Origin of the sequence: Klebsiella sp. HMSC09D12 (assembly GCF_001808475.1) — a bacterium.
GTDB classification, from domain to species: Bacteria; Pseudomonadota; Gammaproteobacteria; order Enterobacterales; family Enterobacteriaceae; genus Klebsiella; species Klebsiella oxytoca.
Genome location: NZ_KV793500.1, coordinates 19,606 through 37,920 on the forward strand (window position 1 = coordinate 19,606; position 18,315 = coordinate 37,920).

14 protein-coding genes and 1 pseudogene are annotated in these 18,315 nt (G+C 56.3%); 8 read left to right on the forward strand and 7 right to left on the reverse strand.

All coding sequences use genetic code 11. The features are described from left to right. Positions 1–51: 51 nt before the first annotated feature. From htpG to HMPREF3178_RS20950, 4 genes and pseudogenes are all read left to right on the forward strand, one after another. Positions 52–1,926: a molecular chaperone HtpG gene (gene htpG / locus HMPREF3178_RS20935; protein ID WP_004099677.1), complete on the forward strand. Its 1,875-nt coding sequence runs from the start codon at positions 52–54 to the stop codon at positions 1,924–1,926. 302 nt (positions 1,927–2,228) lie between these two features. After that, positions 2,229–2,873: an adenylate kinase gene (gene adk, locus HMPREF3178_RS20940; RefSeq protein ID WP_004099679.1), complete on the forward strand. Its 645-nt coding sequence runs from the start codon at positions 2,229–2,231 to the stop codon at positions 2,871–2,873. A gap of 127 nt (positions 2,874–3,000) precedes the next feature. Beyond that, complete coding sequence (gene hemH, locus HMPREF3178_RS20945) at positions 3,001–3,963, forward strand: ferrochelatase (protein WP_004099681.1); 963 nt, start codon at positions 3,001–3,003, stop codon at positions 3,961–3,963. A gap of 63 nt (positions 3,964–4,026) precedes the next feature. Continuing rightward, a pseudogene (locus tag HMPREF3178_RS20950) lies at positions 4,027–5,322 on the forward strand (inosine/guanosine kinase); the annotation flags it as partial. A 51-nt stretch (positions 5,323–5,373) separates the two neighbouring features. On the opposite strand, the gene ybaL reads toward HMPREF3178_RS20950, so the two are convergent. Together ybaL and HMPREF3178_RS20960 are read right to left on the reverse strand one after the other, a co-directional pair. Continuing rightward, positions 5,374–7,050 carry a YbaL family putative K(+) efflux transporter gene (ybaL, locus tag HMPREF3178_RS30295; RefSeq protein ID WP_077270132.1) on the reverse strand — a complete coding sequence of 559 codons (1,677 nt, stop codon included), beginning with the start codon at positions 7,048–7,050 and terminating at the stop codon, positions 5,374–5,376. Between the two features lie 368 nt (positions 7,051–7,418). Beyond that, positions 7,419–8,639: an MFS transporter gene (locus HMPREF3178_RS20960; protein WP_004111050.1), complete on the reverse strand. Its 1,221-nt coding sequence runs from the start codon at positions 8,637–8,639 to the stop codon at positions 7,419–7,421. 163 nt (positions 8,640–8,802) lie between these two features. On the opposite strand from HMPREF3178_RS20960, the gene ushA reads away from it, so the two are divergent. Then, positions 8,803–10,455: a bifunctional UDP-sugar hydrolase/5'-nucleotidase UshA gene (ushA, locus tag HMPREF3178_RS20965; protein ID WP_017146478.1), complete on the forward strand. Its 1,653-nt coding sequence runs from the start codon at positions 8,803–8,805 to the stop codon at positions 10,453–10,455. A 125-nt stretch (positions 10,456–10,580) separates the two neighbouring features. Here ushA and ybaK read toward each other — a convergent pair whose 3' ends face one another. From ybaK to copA, 3 genes are all read right to left on the reverse strand, one after another. Beyond that, positions 10,581–11,060: a Cys-tRNA(Pro)/Cys-tRNA(Cys) deacylase YbaK gene (gene ybaK / locus HMPREF3178_RS20970; RefSeq protein ID WP_004099690.1), complete on the reverse strand. Its 480-nt coding sequence runs from the start codon at positions 11,058–11,060 to the stop codon at positions 10,581–10,583. A gap of 202 nt (positions 11,061–11,262) precedes the next feature. Next, positions 11,263–12,057: a TraB/GumN family protein gene (locus HMPREF3178_RS20975; RefSeq protein ID WP_004111051.1), complete on the reverse strand. Its 795-nt coding sequence runs from the start codon at positions 12,055–12,057 to the stop codon at positions 11,263–11,265. A gap of 266 nt (positions 12,058–12,323) precedes the next feature. Continuing rightward, positions 12,324–14,825 (reverse strand): copper-exporting P-type ATPase CopA, encoded by a 2,502-nt coding sequence (gene copA, locus HMPREF3178_RS20980; protein ID WP_017146477.1) that lies wholly within the window; start codon positions 14,823–14,825, stop codon positions 12,324–12,326. Between the two features lie 106 nt (positions 14,826–14,931). Here copA and cueR point away from each other — a divergent pair, with 106 nt between their 5' ends. Beyond that, on the forward strand, positions 14,932–15,342 hold the full coding sequence (gene cueR, locus HMPREF3178_RS20985) for a Cu(I)-responsive transcriptional regulator (protein WP_070585492.1): 411 nt from the start codon (positions 14,932–14,934) through the stop codon (positions 15,340–15,342). Here the strand turns inward: cueR and HMPREF3178_RS20990 are convergent. Together HMPREF3178_RS20990 and HMPREF3178_RS20995 are read right to left on the reverse strand one after the other, a co-directional pair. After that, the gene (locus tag HMPREF3178_RS20990; protein ID WP_004099700.1) at positions 15,339–15,803 is read right to left on the reverse strand and encodes an NfeD family protein; all 465 of its coding nucleotides are present in this window, start codon (positions 15,801–15,803) and stop codon (positions 15,339–15,341) included. The two genes, cueR and HMPREF3178_RS20990, sit on opposite strands and share 4 nt — an antisense overlap. After that, positions 15,800–16,717 (reverse strand): SPFH domain-containing protein, encoded by a 918-nt coding sequence (locus HMPREF3178_RS20995; RefSeq protein WP_004099702.1) that lies wholly within the window; start codon positions 16,715–16,717, stop codon positions 15,800–15,802. Before HMPREF3178_RS20995 ends, HMPREF3178_RS20990 begins: the two co-directional genes overlap by 4 nt. Before the next feature lie 136 nt (positions 16,718–16,853). On the opposite strand from HMPREF3178_RS20995, the gene fetA reads away from it, so the two are divergent. Continuing rightward, entirely contained in the window at positions 16,854–17,534 is a 681-nt protein-coding gene (gene fetA / locus HMPREF3178_RS21000) for an iron efflux ABC transporter ATP-binding subunit FetA (protein ID WP_004099706.1), read from the forward strand. Beyond that, positions 17,521–18,303: an iron efflux ABC transporter permease subunit FetB gene (gene fetB / locus HMPREF3178_RS21005; RefSeq protein ID WP_004099712.1), complete on the forward strand. Its 783-nt coding sequence runs from the start codon at positions 17,521–17,523 to the stop codon at positions 18,301–18,303. The genes fetA and fetB overlap by 14 nt, the downstream gene beginning before the upstream one ends. The last annotated feature ends 12 nt before the right edge of the window (positions 18,304–18,315 follow it).

The window sequence follows — 18,315 nt, forward strand, 5'->3', positions numbered from 1 at the left end:
CCCTCAACGGTTTTTTTACCATTAACAATGGCATTGTTGAGGTTGATTTAGATGAAAGGACAAGAAACTCGTGGTTTTCAGTCAGAGGTTAAGCAGCTTCTGCACCTGATGATCCATTCTCTTTATTCCAACAAAGAAATTTTCCTGCGTGAGCTGATTTCCAACGCCTCCGATGCGGCCGACAAGCTGCGCTTCCGCGCCCTGTCCCAGCCGGATCTGTATGAAGGCGACGGCGAACTGCGCGTGCGTGTTTCATTTGATAAAGACAACCGCACCCTGACCATTGCCGATAACGGCATTGGTATGAACCGCGATGAAGTGATTGACCATCTCGGCACCATCGCCAAGTCCGGCACCAAAGCATTCCTTGAGTCCATGGGCTCTGACCAGGCGAAAGACAGCCAGCTGATTGGCCAGTTCGGCGTGGGCTTCTATTCAGCGTTTATTGTCGCCGATAAAGTCACCGTACGTACCCGCGCGGCGGGAGACAGCGCAGAAAATGGCGTATTCTGGGAGTCCGCCGGCGAAGGCGAATATACCGTTGCCGACATTAACAAAGCCGATCGCGGTACCGAGATCACGCTGCACCTGCGCGAAGGCGAGGATGATTTCCTCAACGACTGGCGCGTGCGTTCGATCATCAGCAAATACTCCGATCACATCGCGCTGCCGGTGGAAATTGAAAAACGCGAAGAAGTGGACGGTGAAACCGTCATTACCTGGGAGAAAATTAACAAAGCCCAGGCGCTGTGGACGCGCAATAAGTCGGAAATCAAAGACGACGAGTACAACGAGTTTTATAAGCATATTGCCCATGACTACAGCGATCCGCTGACCTGGAGCCACAACCGCGTTGAAGGCAAGCAGGAGTACACCAGCCTGCTGTATATCCCGTCGCAGGCGCCATGGGATATGTGGAATCGCGACCATAAACACGGCCTGAAGCTGTACGTACAGCGCGTTTTCATCATGGATGACGCTGAGCAGTTTATGCCGAACTACCTGCGCTTCGTCCGCGGCCTGGTCGACTCCAACGATCTGCCGCTGAACGTGTCGCGTGAAATCCTTCAGGACAGCAGCGTGACCCGCAATCTGCGCACTGCGCTGAGCAAGCGCGCCCTGCAGATGCTGGAAAAACTGGCGAAAGACGACGCGGAAAAATATCAGACCTTCTGGCAGCAGTTTGGCCTGGTGCTGAAAGAAGGCCCGGCGGAAGACCACGCTAACCAGCAGACCATTGCTAAACTGCTGCGTTTCGCCAGTACCCATACCGATTCCGCCGCGCAGACCGTGTCGCTGGAAGAGTACGTCTCCCGCATGAAAGAAGGGCAGGAGAAGATTTACTACATTACCGCCGACAGCTACGCCGCCGCGAAGAGCAGCCCGCATCTGGAACTGCTGCGTAAGAAAGGCATTGAAGTGCTGCTGCTTTCCGATCGCATCGACGAGTGGATGATGAGCTATCTGACCGAGTTCGACGGTAAGCCGTTCCAGTCGGTGGCGAAAGCCGATGAGTCGCTGGATAAGCTGACGGACGAAGTGGATGAAACCACAAAAGAAGCTGAGAAGGCGCTGGAGCCGTTCGTTGAGCGAGCCAAAACGCTGCTCGGCGACCGGGTGAAAGAGGTTCGCCTGACCCATCGTCTGACCGATACGCCGGCCATCGTTACCACCGACGCGGATGAAATGAGCACCCAAATGGCGAAACTGTTTGCCGCTGCGGGCCAGGCCGCGCCGGAAGTGAAGTACATCTTCGAACTGAACCCGCTGCATCCGCTGGTAAAACGCGCGGCGGACACTCAGGATGATGCGCAATTCGGCGAGTGGGTTGAGCTGCTTCTCGATCAGGCGCTGCTGGCCGAGCGCGGTACGCTGGAAGATCCGAACCAGTTTATTCGCCGCATGAACCAGCTGCTGGCGTCGTAATCTTTCCCCTCAGCCTCACCCTCTCCCTGTCAGGGAGAGGGGACTTGCCCGGCATTGACATGCTGGCGCGGAGGCTGTCATCGTTTAGCCTGCTTCTCCCTGTTCCCCTGCTGGCTCCGGCGCGTGTTTTCTTCCTTGCCCTGCGGGAGAGGAGCGGAATGAGGGCAACAAAACGCACTCTACGTAAAATATCTCACCATTAACCGTTTCAGCCGCCCCGCCTTCCTTGAGCCATCCGCGTTCTGGTGGTATGGTTTAGCGTTTTTTGAAATATTGAATCAACTTTTGAGGGGATTTTCGTAATGCGTATTATTCTGCTTGGCGCTCCGGGCGCGGGTAAAGGAACTCAGGCTCAGTTCATCATGGAGAAATACGGTATTCCGCAAATCTCCACCGGCGACATGCTGCGTGCCGCGGTGAAGTCAGGCTCCGAGCTGGGCAAAAAGGCGAAGGATATTATGGACGCCGGTAAGCTGGTCACCGACGAACTGGTTATCGCCCTGGTGAAAGAGCGTATCACTCAGGAAGATTGCCGCAACGGATTCCTGCTGGACGGCTTCCCGCGCACCATTCCTCAGGCTGACGCCATGAAAGAAGCGGGCATTGCCGTAGATTACGTACTGGAATTCGATGTTCCTGATGAACTGATCGTTGACCGCATCATCGGCCGTCGCGTTCACGCTGCTTCCGGCCGCGTTTATCACATCAAATTTAATCCGCCGAAAGTCGAAGGCAAAGACGATGTGACCGGCGAAGAGCTGACCACCCGTAAAGACGACCAGGAAGAGACCGTGCGTAAGCGTCTGGTTGAGTATCATCAGATGACGGCTCCGCTGATCGGCTATTATCAGAAAGAAGCCGAAGCGGGCAATACCCAATACGCGAAAGTTGATGGCACCAAAGCTGTGGCGGACGTTCGCGCCGAACTGGAAAAAATCCTCGGTTAATTCCGTTAGTTCTCATCCCGCAGCGGCGGGGTGAGAACTCCTCTCATTTTACCTTTTTCTATGATTGGTTCCGTTTAGCGCCATTTCAGCTACAATTGTCAGCGATTCAAATGGTTAAGAGGCGGTAATGCATCAGACGAAAACAGGTATCTTATTAGCCAATTTAGGCACTCCCGATGCGCCCACGCCCGACGCGGTTAAGCGCTATCTACGACAGTTTCTTAGCGATCGGCGCGTGGTGGATACCTCCCGTCTACTGTGGTGGCCGTTGCTGCGCGGCGTGATACTGCCCCTGCGCGCCCCCAGGGTCGCTAAGCTCTATCAGTCCATCTGGATGGAAGACGGCTCGCCGCTGATGGTCTATAGCCAGCAGCAGCGGCAGGCGCTGGCCGCGCGGCTTCCGGATACGCCGGTGGCGCTGGGGATGAGCTACGGCTCGCCGTCGCTGGAGAGCGCGGTGGATGAACTGCTGGCGCAGGGTGTGGACCACATCGTGGTGCTACCGCTCTATCCGCAATACTCCTGCTCTACCGTGGCGGCGGTCTGGGATGAGCTGGGGCGTATCCTCGCCAGAAAGCGCGCGATTCCCGGCATCTCTTTTATTCGCGACTATGCCGATGATGTGGACTACATTCACGCGCTGGCCGCCAGCGTACGCGCTTCGTTTGCGGTGCACGGCGAGCCGGATTTACTGCTGCTCTCCTATCATGGGATTCCACAGCGTTACGCTCAGCAAGGGGATACCTATCCTCAGCGCTGTCGCGATACCACTCGTGAACTGGTTTCAGCCCTTGGCCTGTCGCCTGACCGGGTCATGATGACTTTTCAGTCGCGCTTTGGTCGTGAGCCGTGGCTGACGCCCTATACTGACGAAACGCTGAAAATGCTCGGTGAGAAAGGGGTGAAGCATATTCAGGTTATCTGCCCCGGCTTTGCTGCCGATTGCCTGGAGACGCTGGAAGAGATCGCGGTGCAAAACCGGGAAATCTTCCTTGAAGCCGGCGGCCAGCAATATGAGTACATACCGGCGCTTAATGCGGACACCGCGCATATTGAAATGATGGTCAACCTGACGGCGAAATATCGCTGATCGCGCGTGCGGCGGGGAGTATGCTACTATTCCCCGCTTGTTCACTGTCAATAAATCGCCACTATGAAATTTCCCGGTAAACGCAAATCCAAACACTATTTTCCCGTCAACGCTCGCGATCCGCTGCTGCAACAAATTCAGCCGGACAATGAGTCTAACGTCGCCTGGGTCGTCGGCATCGATCAAACCCTGGTCGATATCGAAGCGAAAGTGGATGAGGCGTTTATCGTACGCTACGGCCTGAGCGCCGGGCATTCGCTGGTGATTGAGGATGATGTCGCCGAAGCGTTGTACCAGGAACTGGTCCGCAACGATCTGATTACCCACCAGTTTGCCGGTGGTACCATCGGAAACACCATGCACAACTACTCGGTGCTGGCGGATGACCGCTCGGTTCTGCTTGGCGTCATGTGCAGCAATATTGAAATCGGCGGCTACGCCTATCGCTACCTGTGCAACACCTCCAGCCGTACCGATCTGAACTACCTGCAAGGCGTGGATGGCGCGATTGGTCGCTGCTTTACCCTTATTAGCGACTCCGGCGAGCGCACCTTTGCGATCAGCCCCGGTCATATGAATAAGCTCCGCCCGGAAAGCATTCCGGAAAGCGTGATCGCCGGCGCTTCCGCACTGGTGCTGACCTCCTACCTCGTCCGCTGCAAGCCGGGTGAGCCGATGCCGGACGCGACGATGCAGGCCATCAAATATGCGAAAAAGCACGATGTACCGGTGGTCCTGACCCTGGGGACTAAATACGTTATCGCTGATAATCCGGCGTGGTGGCAGGCGTTCCTCAAAGAACACGTTTCTATTCTGGCGATGAACGAAGAAGAGGCGGAAGCGCTGACCGGACTATCCGATCCGCTGCTGGCTTCCGACAAAGCGCTGGAGTGGGTTGACCTGGTACTGTGCACCGCCGGGCCCGCCGGGCTGTATATGGCCAGTTTTACCGAGGATGAGGCTAAGCGCAAAACGCAGCATCCGCTGCTGCCTGGCGCGATTGCCGAGTTTAACCAGTATGAATTCAGCCGCGCGATGCGCCACCAGGACTGCGAGAATCCGCTGCGTATTTATTCGCATATCGCACCCTATATGGGCGGGCCGGAGAAGATCATGAACACCAACGGCGCCGGCGACGGCGCGCTGGCGGCACTGCTGCACGACATCACCGCTAATAATTATCATCGCAATAACGTGCCGAACTCCAGCAAGCACAAATGCAAATGGCTGACCTATTCCTCGCTGGCGCAGGTGTGTAAATACGCTAACCGCGTGAGCTATCAGGTGCTGAACCAGCATTCACCGCGTCTGACCCGCGGCCTGCCGGAGCGTGAAGATAGTCTGGAAGAGGCCTACTGGATCGTTAAGCCGGTAAATAAAGTCGGCCCCGGGGAGTCGGGGCCGGAAGCATTAACCGGTAATAAGCTCGCCGGCTGGCGGCGTTTCAAGCAGCTTAAGCATGGCGCGGGCGATTTCTCGTTCGCCCATCACTACCTGGTTGGCGCCGCGTTCAACAATATATTCCACCTCATCGTCGTAATGCGCCCGCGCGATGATCTCGATATTCGGGCACTTCTCGCGCGCTGAGGCCACGATCTCTCCGGCCTCGTAACCGTTAGGGATGGTGAGCAGTAGCCAGCGCGCGCAGTCCAGATGCGCCAGATTCATAATCTCTTCATTGGCGGCGTTACCTAATACCGCGCGAATACCCCGCGCGCGCAGTTCGTCAACGCGGGTGCGCGACGTTTCGATAACTACCAACGGTATCCCCTGAGCCATCAGTTTTTCACCAAGCAGGCTCCCGACGCGACCGAAACCGACCAGCAGCGCATGGTTACAGATATCAACGGGGATCTGTTTCTCATCTTCCAGCACTTCTTCCAGCGTCTGTTTGTCCAGCGTCTCCGTTTTATCGAGGTATTTTTCCAGCAGGGTAAACAGGACCGGGTTGAGCATGATGGAGATAATGGCGCCGGCAAGTACCAGGTTCTGCCCGGCCTGCGGCAGCAGATCCAGCGCCATTCCCAGACCAGCAAGAATAAAGGCGAATTCACCGATTTGCGCCAGACTGGCGGCAATGGTCAGGGCAGTGCGCGGCGAGTGGCCGAACATCCGCACCAGGAAGAAGGCGGCAGCCGATTTACCGAAAATGATGATAGCCAGCGTCGCCAGTACTGCCAGCGGCTGCTCAAGCAGAATCATCGGGTCGAACAGCATTCCGACGGAGACAAAGAACAGCACGGCGAAGGCGTCGCGCAGCGGCAGCGTATCGTGGGCCGCGCGATGGCTGAGCTCGGATTCATTGAGCACCATACCGGCGAAAAAGGCGCCGAGGGCGAAGGAGACGTCAAATAGCTCAACGGCGCCGAAAGCGATGCCGAGCGCTAACGCCAGTACCGACAGCGTAAACAGCTCGCGTGAACCGGTTGCCGCGCTGCGCGACATAATCCACGGCACCAGGCGGCGGCCGACGAGCATCATAATGGCGATGAAGGCGACGACTTTGCCGATGGTAATACTCATATCGAGGGCCAGAGAAGCCAGGCCCACGTCGCCTTTCTCGGTCATGCCGGCAACCGCCGGCAGCAGCACCAGCGTCAGAACCATCACCAGATCTTCAACAATCAGCCAGCCGATGGCGATTTGCCCCCGCTGGCTATCAATAAGCTGCCGTTCTTCCAGCGCGCGCAGCAGCACCACGGTACTGGCGGTAGAAAGACACAGACCAAAAACGATACCGGTCATTAACGACCAGCCCAGCATGGCAGAGAGCGCCATACCCAACAGGGTCGCTACGGCTATCTGGGCGATAGCGCCCGGGATGGCGATGGCCTTAACCGCCATCAGATCTTTTAAGGAGAAATGCAGACCCACGCCGAACATCAGCAGGATCACGCCGAGCTCGGCCAGTTCCGGCGCCAGCTTGGTATCAGCAACAAAACCTGGGGTAAAAGGTCCGGCCAGCACGCCCGCTAATAGATATCCCACCAGAGGAGAAATACGTAGCTTATTGGCAATCATGCCGAGAATAAAGGCGAGCACAAGGCCGCCGACAATGGTGGTGATTAGCGGTGTTGCGTGGTGCATTCCGTCTCCTTGCAGTGGTGAGCTGATCCATTTTCGGTACATACCCGTCATGCTTCAATTTGCATGGGCGTAGGCTTTATTACTTAGCTCATCCATGAGCCTCGCCCTTGGGGGCCAGCGCCAGCGCTGTTCAAGGCACAAGTGGCTTGTCCTGCAACTTGAATGAATTAGGGTATAAAACCAAAAAACCGAATAATAGTTTATGACACTTTCAGCGGTTTTGTTTATGAATAATCGTTGAATTTTGCAGAAAAATGCAATTGACGTGCAAAAAAGCACGGAGCGCAAAATGGCAGCAGCTTATGCGGGGTAATGCTGGTGGGGTAAGGGATTGTGGTAGCCAAAGTTACACTTTGGCTACCGAAGAATCATGACTTTTGATGGTTGTTAGGTAGAAATATCGTCAGGATGCCGATTAGAGGCAGGAAAGCGCAGATTTTATAGACCAGTTCGATGCTGGTATGGTCAGCTAAGAGCCCCAGTACCGCGGCGCCAAGGCCACCCATGCCAAAAGCAAAACCGAAGAACAAACCAGAAACCATGCCGATCCGCCCTGGTAATAGCTCCTGGGCATAGACCAGAATGGCGGAAAAGGCTGAGGCAAGGATAAAACCAATTATCACCGTTAAAATCCCGGTCCATTCCAGGGATGCATAGGGTAAAACAAGGGTGAACGGCGCTACGCCAAGGATAGAGCCCCAAATAACATATTTGCGCCCAATCTTATCGCCGACAGGCCCGCCAATCACCGTTCCTGCCGCGACGGCAAAAAGAAAGGCAAACAGATGAAACTGGGCATTTTGCACCGACAATCCGAATTTTTGCATCAGATAAAAGGTGTAATAGCTGCTGATGCTCGCCATATAGAAGTATTTCGAGAAAATCAGCAGTAACAGGATACTGACCGCCAGAATAACTTTGTTTTTTGGCAACGGATTTACAATCAGCGCCTTCGGTTTACCTTTATTCATCCGATGCTGAGCGGCATACCAGCGGCTGATTTGCGCCAGCACGACGATCGCCAACAGCGCTGCCAGGACAAACCAGCCAACGTTACCTTTACCGTAAGGAGCGATAATCAGGGCCGCAAGCAGCGGGCCTAACGAGCTGCCAAAGTTGCCGCCGACCTGAAATATCGACTGCGCCAGGCCATGGCGACCGCCGGAAGCCATACGCGCCACGCGTGAAGATTCCGGATGAAAGACCGAAGACCCGGTGCCGACCAGCGCGGCTGCCAGCAGAACCATACCAAAGCTCCCCGAGATCGCCAGCAGCACCAGACCGCTCAGGGTAAAGCACATGCCTATCGGCAGCGACCACGGCATCGGATGTTTGTCGGTCAGATAGCCGACGACCGGCTGCAATAGCGATGAGGCCAGCTGGAAGGTGAGGGTAATCATACCTATCTGCACAAAGGTCAGCGAAAACTCGGCCTGCAGCAGCGGGTAGATAGCCAGAATAAGCGATTGGATCATATCGTTTAGCAAATGGGAGAGGCTGATGGCGCCGAGAATGCGAAACGAGGTGCGTGCTTTTTGCGGCGCAGCAGCAGGGCCGGATAAGGGTTGTGCGGTCTGATTCATTGCCATAGGTTCACTTAAGTGTTTTTTATAGAGGATGCAGGTGGAATTATTATCTGCCTAACATACCTGCCCCTAAGGTTTGAAGGAAGTCGCAATTCTGAAAACATATTTGTCTAATCGGCCAACTCGCTATACTTTCGGCAGTTGTTACTTCGTCAGGGAGAGAAATATGCACTTTATGAAGCAAGGCGTTGCGCTGGCGCTATTTACGGCGCTATCGCTGGGGAGCCTGTCAGCGCAGGCTTATGAGCAGGATAAAACTTACAAAATAACCATCCTGCATACTAACGATCATCATGGCCACTTCTGGCGTAGCGACTACGGCGAATATGGGCTATCCGCACAAAAAACGCTGGTTGACGGTATTCGCAAAGAGGTGGCGGCAGAAGGCGGCAGCGTGCTGCTGTTATCCGGCGGCGATATCAACACCGGCGTGCCGGAATCCGATTTACAGGACGCGGAACCTGATTTTCGCGGGATGAACCTGATTGGCTACGATGCGATGGCGGTGGGGAATCATGAATTTGATAATCCGCTTAGCGTACTGCGTCAGCAGGAAAAATGGGCGAAGTTCCCCTTCCTTTCGGCGAATATTTATCAGAAAAGCACCGGCGAGCGTCTGTTTAAGCCGTGGGCGCTGTTCAAACGCGGCGGGCTGAATATTGCGGTTATCGGTCTGACGACCGACGATACGGCTAAAATTGGTAATCCCGAGTTCTTTACCGATATCGAGTTCCGTAAACCGGCGGAAGAGGCCAAACTCGTTATCCAGGAGCTGCAGCAGAATGAAAAGCCGGACGTGATTCTGGCTACTACCCACATGGGCCATTATGACAATGGCGCTCACGGTTCGAACGCGCCGGGCGATGTTGAGATGGCACGCAGCCTGCCTGCGGGAGCGCTGGCGATGATCGTCGGCGGTCACTCGCAGGACCCGGTATGCATGGCGTCGGAGAACAAGAAGCAGGTGGATTACGTTCCGGGTAGCCCGTGCGCGCCGGACAAGCAGAACGGTATCTGGATTGTGCAGGCCCATGAGTGGGGTAAATATGTTGGCCGCGCCGATTTTGAATTCCGCAACGGCGACATGAAGCTGGTGCGCTATCAGCTGATCCCGGTCAACCTGAAGAAAAAGGTCACCTGGGACAACGGCGAGAGCGAGCGCGTGCTCTATACGCCGCAAATCCCCGAAAATCCGCAGATGCTCTCCCTGCTGACGCCGTTCCAGAATAAAGGCAAAGCGCAGCTACAGGTGAAAATCGGTAGCGTAAACGCGCATCTGGAGGGCGATCGCAGCAAAGTTCGTTTCGTGCAAACCAATATGGGACGTTTGCTGCTGGCGGCGCAGATGGCGCGCAGCAATGCTGATTTCGCGGTGATGAGCGGCGGCGGAGTGCGTGATTCGATTGAAGCGGGTGATATCACCTATAAAGATGTGATGAAGGTCCAACCCTTCGGCAACGTGCTGGTCTATGTCGATATGAGCGGTAAGGAAGTGATCGAGTATCTGACCGCCGTGGCGCAGATGAAGCCCGACTCCGGCGCCTATCCGCAGTTTGCCAACGTCGGTTTTGTGGCTAAAGACGGCAAGCTCAATAATTTGACCATCAAAGGCGAACCGGTCGATCCGGCAAAGACCTATCGTATGGCGACCCTGAGCTTTAACGCCACCGGCGGCGACGGCTATCCGCATATCGATACGAAGCCCGGCTATGTTAATACCGGCTTTATCGATGCCGAAGTGCTGAAAGAGTATATCCAGAAAAACTCACCGTTGGATGCGGCAGCTTATGAACCGAAAGGCGAGGTAAGCTGGCAGTAACGTTTGAGCCAAACCCCGGTTGCGTAGCTACCGGGGCTACAGGTCTCAGCGGTTTTGGATTTTGTAGCCCGGACAAGGCGCGTCAGCGCCGCCTCCGGGATTATCCTCTGACGCAAAACCGTCAATTAATCGCGCCGCGCGATATCGGCGAATTTTGCCTCAAGGATCTTCGCCAGATCGCTGGCCGCCAGCTCAATATCCAGCCCGCGTTTGCCGCCGGAAATATAGATGGTGGCAAACGCCTGGGCCGGTGCGTCAATCACCGTCGGCAGACGTTTTTTTTGCCCGAGCGGGCTGATACCCCCCACCAGATAGCCGGTAACCCGCTGCGCGACCATCGGGTCTGCCATATCCACTTTTTTTGCGCCTAAGGCCTTCGCCACTTTTTTCAGATCCAACTGACCCGCAACCGGGGTCACTGCAACGGCCAGATGCTTCATGTCGCCGTTAACGGCAACCAGCAGCGTTTTGTAGACCTGGTCGGCGTTCAGTCCCAGCTTACGCACCACTTCGTCACCAAAATTGGTTTCGTTCGGATCGTGATCGTAGCTGTGGATTTGAAAACTAATTTTGTTTTTTTCGAGTAATTTTACGGCGGGAGTCATCGTTATCCTTCTTACCAACCGATTAAATGTGACATAAGCATACGCCCGACGGCTGTCTAAAAAATAGTATCATCTTGCGCAATAGTATTGGCAGTGATGGTCACTTTGAGCGACAATCAGACGATCCGGGGCGCGAACCCCGGAATAATAATAATGATGAAATTCCTCTTTGACGGGCCAATAGCAATATTGGCCATTTTTTTTACGTCAGCATGTCCGGCAGATTCCCTTCGCCGTATAAATGCAGCGCCCCGACGGCAACCACGTAGCGTCCCGGCGGCAGCGCCAGCAGCGTTTCCCGCCAGGCGAGGTTGCGCTGGTGCATCAGAACGTCATACAGCGACTGGCTAAAGGTTGTCGGCAGCGAGGTAGCCCCTCTTGACGGCGGCTGATCGAGCCACCAACCGATCATCACCTGCAGCAGACGCGCATTTGTGCGCCAGTGGGTGAGGGTATCCTCCAGCAGCGCCAGACCGCCATCGGGCAGATCCCGCAGCAGCGCAATCTGGCTGTCGGCTCCCTCCAGCTCCATCACGCGGATATGGCTCTCGCGCGCCGCCATCAGCAGTTGATAATCAATGCCGTAATCCGCCCTGAGCCCCAGTTTTTGCGCCTGAGTTGCCTGCAGTACCATCGCCACCTGCCACAGCGGTTGACTGTCGAACAGCGCGACAGACAGGCCCATTTCTGCCGCTCGCTCTTGCAGTGCAGCAAGCTGGGGAGCGTTCAGGCGTTCCGCCAGCGGCGGACAGGAGGGGAGGTTGCTGAATGGCGTTTCGCTGCCGCTAATATCCGCTTCCACAATCAGCGCATCGGCCTGACGGATCTTTTTTAACAGCCGGGCGGGCGGCGGCGACATATCGCGGGTGCCCATATGAATACTGCCGACCAGGTGCAGATAGCGTTCCCCGGGAAGGGTGATATCCAGCGCGGGCCAGGAATAAGACGAGCCGAGGGCGGCTTGCCACAGCATTTTTATTCGGTTTAACAGGCCCATACGTGCTCCGTAGTGTGAAGCTTTCATGCTAGCGCCTGGGGAAGAACGGCGCAAGGAAAGTCCTGGGAAAGCGTCTGCGCGCAGGCACTGGTTTATCGGCTGGAGCACTCACCGGAACGAGCAGAATGACTGAACGTCGGCGTCTGGTTATTTTCTCGCACGGGTACACGGTCATCTGCGGTTGTGCTCCCGGCTAAGGCGTTGACGCCGCCAGCCGGGAATCCAACCGCACGGCGGCTGAAACGACAGGAGCTTAGGCTTCCGGCTTAGGATTTTGGCTTAAAGCGCAGCAGGCGGTTGGCGTTGCTCACGACGGTAATCGAAGAGAGCGCCATGGCGGCGCCCGCCACCACCGGATTGAGCAGCGTTCCGGTTAGCGGCCACAGGATCCCGGCGGCAATCGGAATGCCCAGCGAGTTATAAACAAATGCCCCCAGCAGGTTCTGCTTCATGTTGCGCAGCGTGGCTTTGGCGATCTCCAGCGCATCGGCGACGCCGTTCAGGCTATGGCGCATCAGGGTAATCGCCGCCGTCTCAATGGCGACATCGCTGCCGCCGCCCATGGCGATCCCCACATCGGCCTGCGCCAGCGCGGGCGCATCGTTGATACCGTCGCCGATCATCGCCACCTGATGTCCCTGGCCTTGCAGGAGCTTAATCGCATCGGCTTTACCGTCCGGCAGAACCCCGGCAATCACCTCATCAATGCCCGCCTCTTTAGCGATAGCGTTGGCGGTGGTTGGGTTATCGCCGGTCAGCATGACCAGACGATAACCCTGGCGGTGCAGCCTGGCTAATGCCGCCACGCTATCTTCACGCAGCGGATCGCGGATGGCGAACAGCGCCGCCGCCTGACCATCTACCGCCAGTAGCACCGGCGTCGCGCCCTGCGACGCCTGGGCGTTCATTTCGCCTTCTATTTCAGCCGTTGCTATCTTTTGCTCATTAAGCAGCGCCTGGTTGCCGAGCAGCAGACGGTGGCCTTCGGCTTCACCGCTGACCCCCAGTCCGCGTAGGGTGCGGAAATTATCTACCGCAGGCAGGCGTTGATCTGCGGCTTTGTCGAGGATGGCGCGCGCCAGCGGGTGGCTGGAGCCTTGCTCCAGTGACGCCGCCAGACGCAGTGCGGTGGTTTCATCGATGGCGGCAAAGGTTTTTATCGCCACCACCTGCGGTTTACCCTCGGTGAGGGTACCCGTTTTATCAAAGACCAGCGTATCCAGGGTGCTGGCGCGCTGCAGCGCATCGGCATCGCGCACCAGAACTCCGTACTCCGCCGCGCGGCCCACGCCGGAGATAATCGACATCGGCGTTGCCAGCCCCAGGGCGCACGGACAGGCGATAATCAGCACCGTGGTGGCGATCACCAGGGTATAGACAATTTGCGGCGCCGGACCGAAAAAGTACCAGATCGCGGCGCTGAACAGGGCTATCGCCACGACCGCCGGGACGAACACGGCGGAGATTTTGTCCGCCAACTGGCCGATTTCAGGTTTACTGCTCTGCGCCTGACGCACCATGCGGATAATACGCGCCAGGGTGGTCTGGCTGCCGACGGCGCTGGCGGTAAACAGTACGCTGCCGTCCTGCACTACGGTCCCGGCATGCACGGCGTCACCGTCGCCTTTTTGCTGCGGCACCGGCTCACCGGTGAGCATCGCTTCATCGAACCAGGCCTCGCCCTGGCTAATGATGCCATCGACCGGAACGCGATCGCCGGTGGTCAAACGCAGGGTCATTCCCGCCTGAACTTCCGCCAGCGGCAGATCTTTTTCGCCTTCGTCGGTGACCACCCGCGCTGACGGTGGGGTTAAATCGAGTAGTTTTTCCAGCGCTTTCGAGGAGCGCTGACGTGCACGGGCTTCCAGCATATGGCCGAGGTTAATCAGACCGATAATCATCGCGCTGGCTTCATAATAAAGGTGGCGGGCTTCCAGCGGAAACCACTGCGGCCACAGATTGACGCTCATCGAATAGAGCCAGGCGACGCCGGTACCCAGCGCCACCAGCGTATCCATCGTCGCGGTGCCGTTTTTCAGGCTTTTCCACGCGCTGCGGTAAAAATGGCCGCCGGCAAATACCATCACCGCCAGCGTGACAAGGCCGATAACCAGCCACAGGGTACGGTTATCATCGCTGACCATCATGTTGTCGCCGATCATCCCCCAACCCATCACCGGGATCCCGACCAGCAGGGCGACGATAGCCTGCCAGCGGAAGCGCTTCATTGTGGCGATGGCGGTTTCCTGCTGACGCTCGCGGCGTTCGAGGTCGTCTTCGATAGCCTCCGCGCCGTAGCCCGCTTTCTCTACGGCCTGGACTAATTCTGCGGCGGACGCGCTGCCCAATACCAGCGCAGTGCGTTCCGCCAGGTTGACCCGCGCCTGCGAGACGCCCGGCACCGCGGCGAGCGCGTTTTGTACCCGGGATACGCAGCTGGCGCAGCTCATGCCGTTGATTAACAGCTGCTGGCTGTCATCTACGTCACGGGCTGCCGGAAGCTCAGTGGTGGCCGCTGTCAGTGCTTCCGGCGGGATTGATGATTCTGCCAGCGGTTTAGCCTTTGGGTGGCTGAGCTCCGCGCCGTATCCGGCTTGTTTAATGGTCTCAATCAGCGCTTCCGCGCTGGCGCTGCCCGTGACGTGGGCTTCGGTAACGGTAACTTCCGCCTGCTCAACGTCGGGACGCTGCTCCAGGCTCTCTTTCACCCGTTTAACGCAGTGGCCGCAGGAGAGGCCATCAAGCGCGAGGTCGATAGTGTTAGACATAAATAACTCCTGAATAAATTTCCGGTTAATGATTGACCGAACACACTCTTTCATCGAGTATTAGCAAGGTTAAACCTTCCAGCAAGGGGAAGGTCAAGGGGGAAACATGAATATTAGCGATGTGGCGAAAAAAACCGGCTTAACCAGTAAAGCGATCCGTTTTTACGAAGAGAAGGGACTGGTAACGCCGCCGCTGCGTAGCGAAAACGGCTACCGCAGCTACAGCCAACAGCATCTGGATGAACTGACCCTGCTGCGCCAGGCGCGTCAGGTGGGGTTCAATCTGGAAGAGTGTCGCGAGCTGATATTCCTGTTCAACGATCCGTCGCGGCACAGCGCCGACGTGAAGCGCCGGACGCTGGAGAAAGTCGCGGAAATTGAGCGCCGCATCAGCGAACTGCAGGGGATGCGTACGCAGCTGCTGGCGCTGGCGGACTCCTGTCCCGGCGATGACAGCGCGGACTGCCCGATCATCGATAATCTCTCGGGCTGCTGTCACCGCAAAGTCCAGGCCTAGCGGCCGTTAGGGAGCTCCCTGACCCGCAGCGTAATCCCCTCGACGGCGACGACTTCAACCTTACTGCCCGCCATGAGGTCGTCATCGGCTATTACCGGCCATGAACTGTCGCCCACGCGGACGTGTCCTCGGCCGTTAACCAGCGCCGTTTCCAGCGTAAAGCGGCGGCCAAGCAGCTGCTGTCCCCGCTGATTAAGCTGAGCGTCCGTCGGCTTCTGGCGTTTTACGCGGTTACGCAGCCAGCGCGACCACAGCCAGGCCGCCAGCAGGGTCAGCACGGCGAACAGCGTGCCCTGCCACTCCCAGCTAAACGGTAGCATCCAGACCAGCAGCCCGGTTACGACGCCGGCAATGCCGCTCCACAGCAGATAGCCGTTGCCGCCGAGCATTTCCGCCGCCAGCAGCAGCCCGCCAAGGCTGAGCCAGAAAATATGCGGGTGGGTGAGAATCAGCGCGATCATGATTTTTTCTGGGCGCCAGCCCCTTCCTTAATCAGTTCGCTGATCCCGGCGATGGAGCCCATCAGGCTGCTGGCATCCAGCGGCATCAGCACCACTTTACTGTTGTTCGCCGCGCCAATTTGCTGCAGCGCATCGGTATATTTCTGCGCGACAAAGTAGTTGATGGCCTGAATGTCGCCGGAGGCGATAGCGGACGACACCATCTGGGTAGCGCGCGCTTCCGCTTCCGCAGAACGTTCGCGCGCCTCTGCCTGTAAAAATGCCGACTGGCGTTCGCCCTCGGCTTTGAGGATCTGCGACTGTTTCTCGCCTTCGGCTTTGAGAATTTCCGCCTGACGTATCCCTTCGGCTTCCAGAATATAGGCGCGCTTAGTTCGTTCGGCTTTCATCTGGGCGTTCATTGAGGCGATCAGCTCCGCCGGCGGGCGTACGTCGCGGATCTCGACGCGGGTAATTTTGATGCCCCACGGGTTGGTCGCTTCATCGACAATATGCAGCAGACGGGTGTTGATGCTGTCGCGCTGGGAGAGCATTTCATCCAGTTCCATGGAGCCCAGCACGGTACGAATGTTGGTCATGGTCAGGTTGATGATCGCCAGCTCGAGGTTGCTGACTTCATAGGCGGCTTTCGGCGCATCGATAACCTGAATAAAGCACACCGCATCAATGGTGACGTTGGCGTTATCGCGCGAAATCACCTCCTGTGAAGGGATATCGAGCACCTGCTCCATCATATTAATTTTGCGCCCGATCCGATCCATAAAGGGAACCACAAGGCTCATACCCGGCTGCAGCGTTTGCGTATAGCGGCCAAAGCGCTCTACCGTCCACTGGTAGCCCTGAGGAACAATTTTTACCGACGCTCCGACGATAACCAGCGCGACGAAAATAAGAATGGGGATAAAAATCAGCATCAAAAACCTCCTGTCTTGTTGCCTGTTGATGCGCCGGGAGAGTGGCGCGCGTTTAACCAGAGTATATCTTTCCGCGCATCCGGGTGAAAGGAAAGTGGAGTAAACTAGAGGCGTTGTTGAAAAACTGGGAATAATAATGACCGAAAGTAACGCTATTTTGCGCCTGGAGAACGTGGGGTTTCAGGCCGATGATGTCACCATCCTTAATGAGATAAGTTTTCAGCTCAGGGCAGGGGAATTTAAGCTAATTACCGGCCCTTCCGGGTGCGGGAAAAGCACCTTATTAAAAATAATCGCTTCGCTGCTGAGCCCGACGTCGGGAAAAATTCTCTTCGCGGGTAAAGATATCAACACGTTGACGCCGGAAACCTATCGCCAGCAGGTTTCCTACTGCGCGCAAACCCCGGCGCTGTTTGGCGATTCGGTGTATGACAATCTGATCTTCCCGTGGCAGATTCGTAATAAACAGCCTGAACCCAAAGCGCTGGTCGCCGATCTGCTGCGCTTTGGGCTGGCGGAAAATACGCTGGAAAAGTCAATCAATGAACTTTCGGGCGGGGAAAAGCAGCGCGTTTCGTTGATACGCAATCTGCAGTTTTTGCCGCAGGTGCTGCTGCTGGATGAAATTACCAGCGCGCTGGATGAAAGCAATAAAACCAATGTGAATGAGATTATTCATCGCTACACCAGCGAAAAAAACATCGCCGTTCTGTGGGTCACTCACGATAGCAATGAAATTGCCCATGCGGATGAAGTGATTACGCTAAAGCCTGCTGGCGGAAGAGCGCAGGAGGAGAAAAAAAATGAACGGGCATAATATTACCAATGAGTCGCTGGCGTTATCTATGGTTCTGGTACTGGTAGCGATCGTGGTTAGCTACCGGGAAAAGCTGGCGCTGGAAAAAGAGATTATCTGGAGCATTTGTCGGGCAATAGTGCAGCTGATTATTGTCGGCTATGTGCTGAAATATATCTTTAACGTTAATCACGCCGTGCTGACGCTGCTGATGGTGCTGTTTATCTGCTTTAACGCCGCGTGGAATGCGAAAAAGCGTAGCAAATATATCGACAAAGCCTTTGTCTCCTCGTTTATCGCGATAACGACCGGCGCTGGGTTAACCCTGGCGGTGCTGGTTGTTTCCGGATCGATTGCTTTTGTGCCGATGCAGGTGATTCCGATTGCCGGGATGGTAGCCGGCAACGCGATGGTGGCGGTTGGACTTTGCTACAACAATATGGGGCAGCGTTTTAGCAGCGAGCAGCAGCAGATTCAGGAAAAGCTGAGCCTGGGCGCAACGCCGAAGATGGCGTCTGCAAGGCTTATACGCGATAGCATTCGCGCCGCGCTGATCCCAACGGTAGATTCGGCGAAAACGGTGGGGCTGGTGAGCCTGCCGGGGATGATGTCGGGGCTGATTTTCGCCGGGATTGATCCGGTAAAAGCGATTAAGTATCAGATTATGGTGACGTTTATGCTGCTATCGACCGCCAGCCTGTCAACGATCATCGCCGGGTATCTGACCTATCGGAAGTTCTTCAATGCGCGCCATCAACTGGTGGTGACGCAGCTGAAAAAACGCGCGTGAGATTTTTTCCCG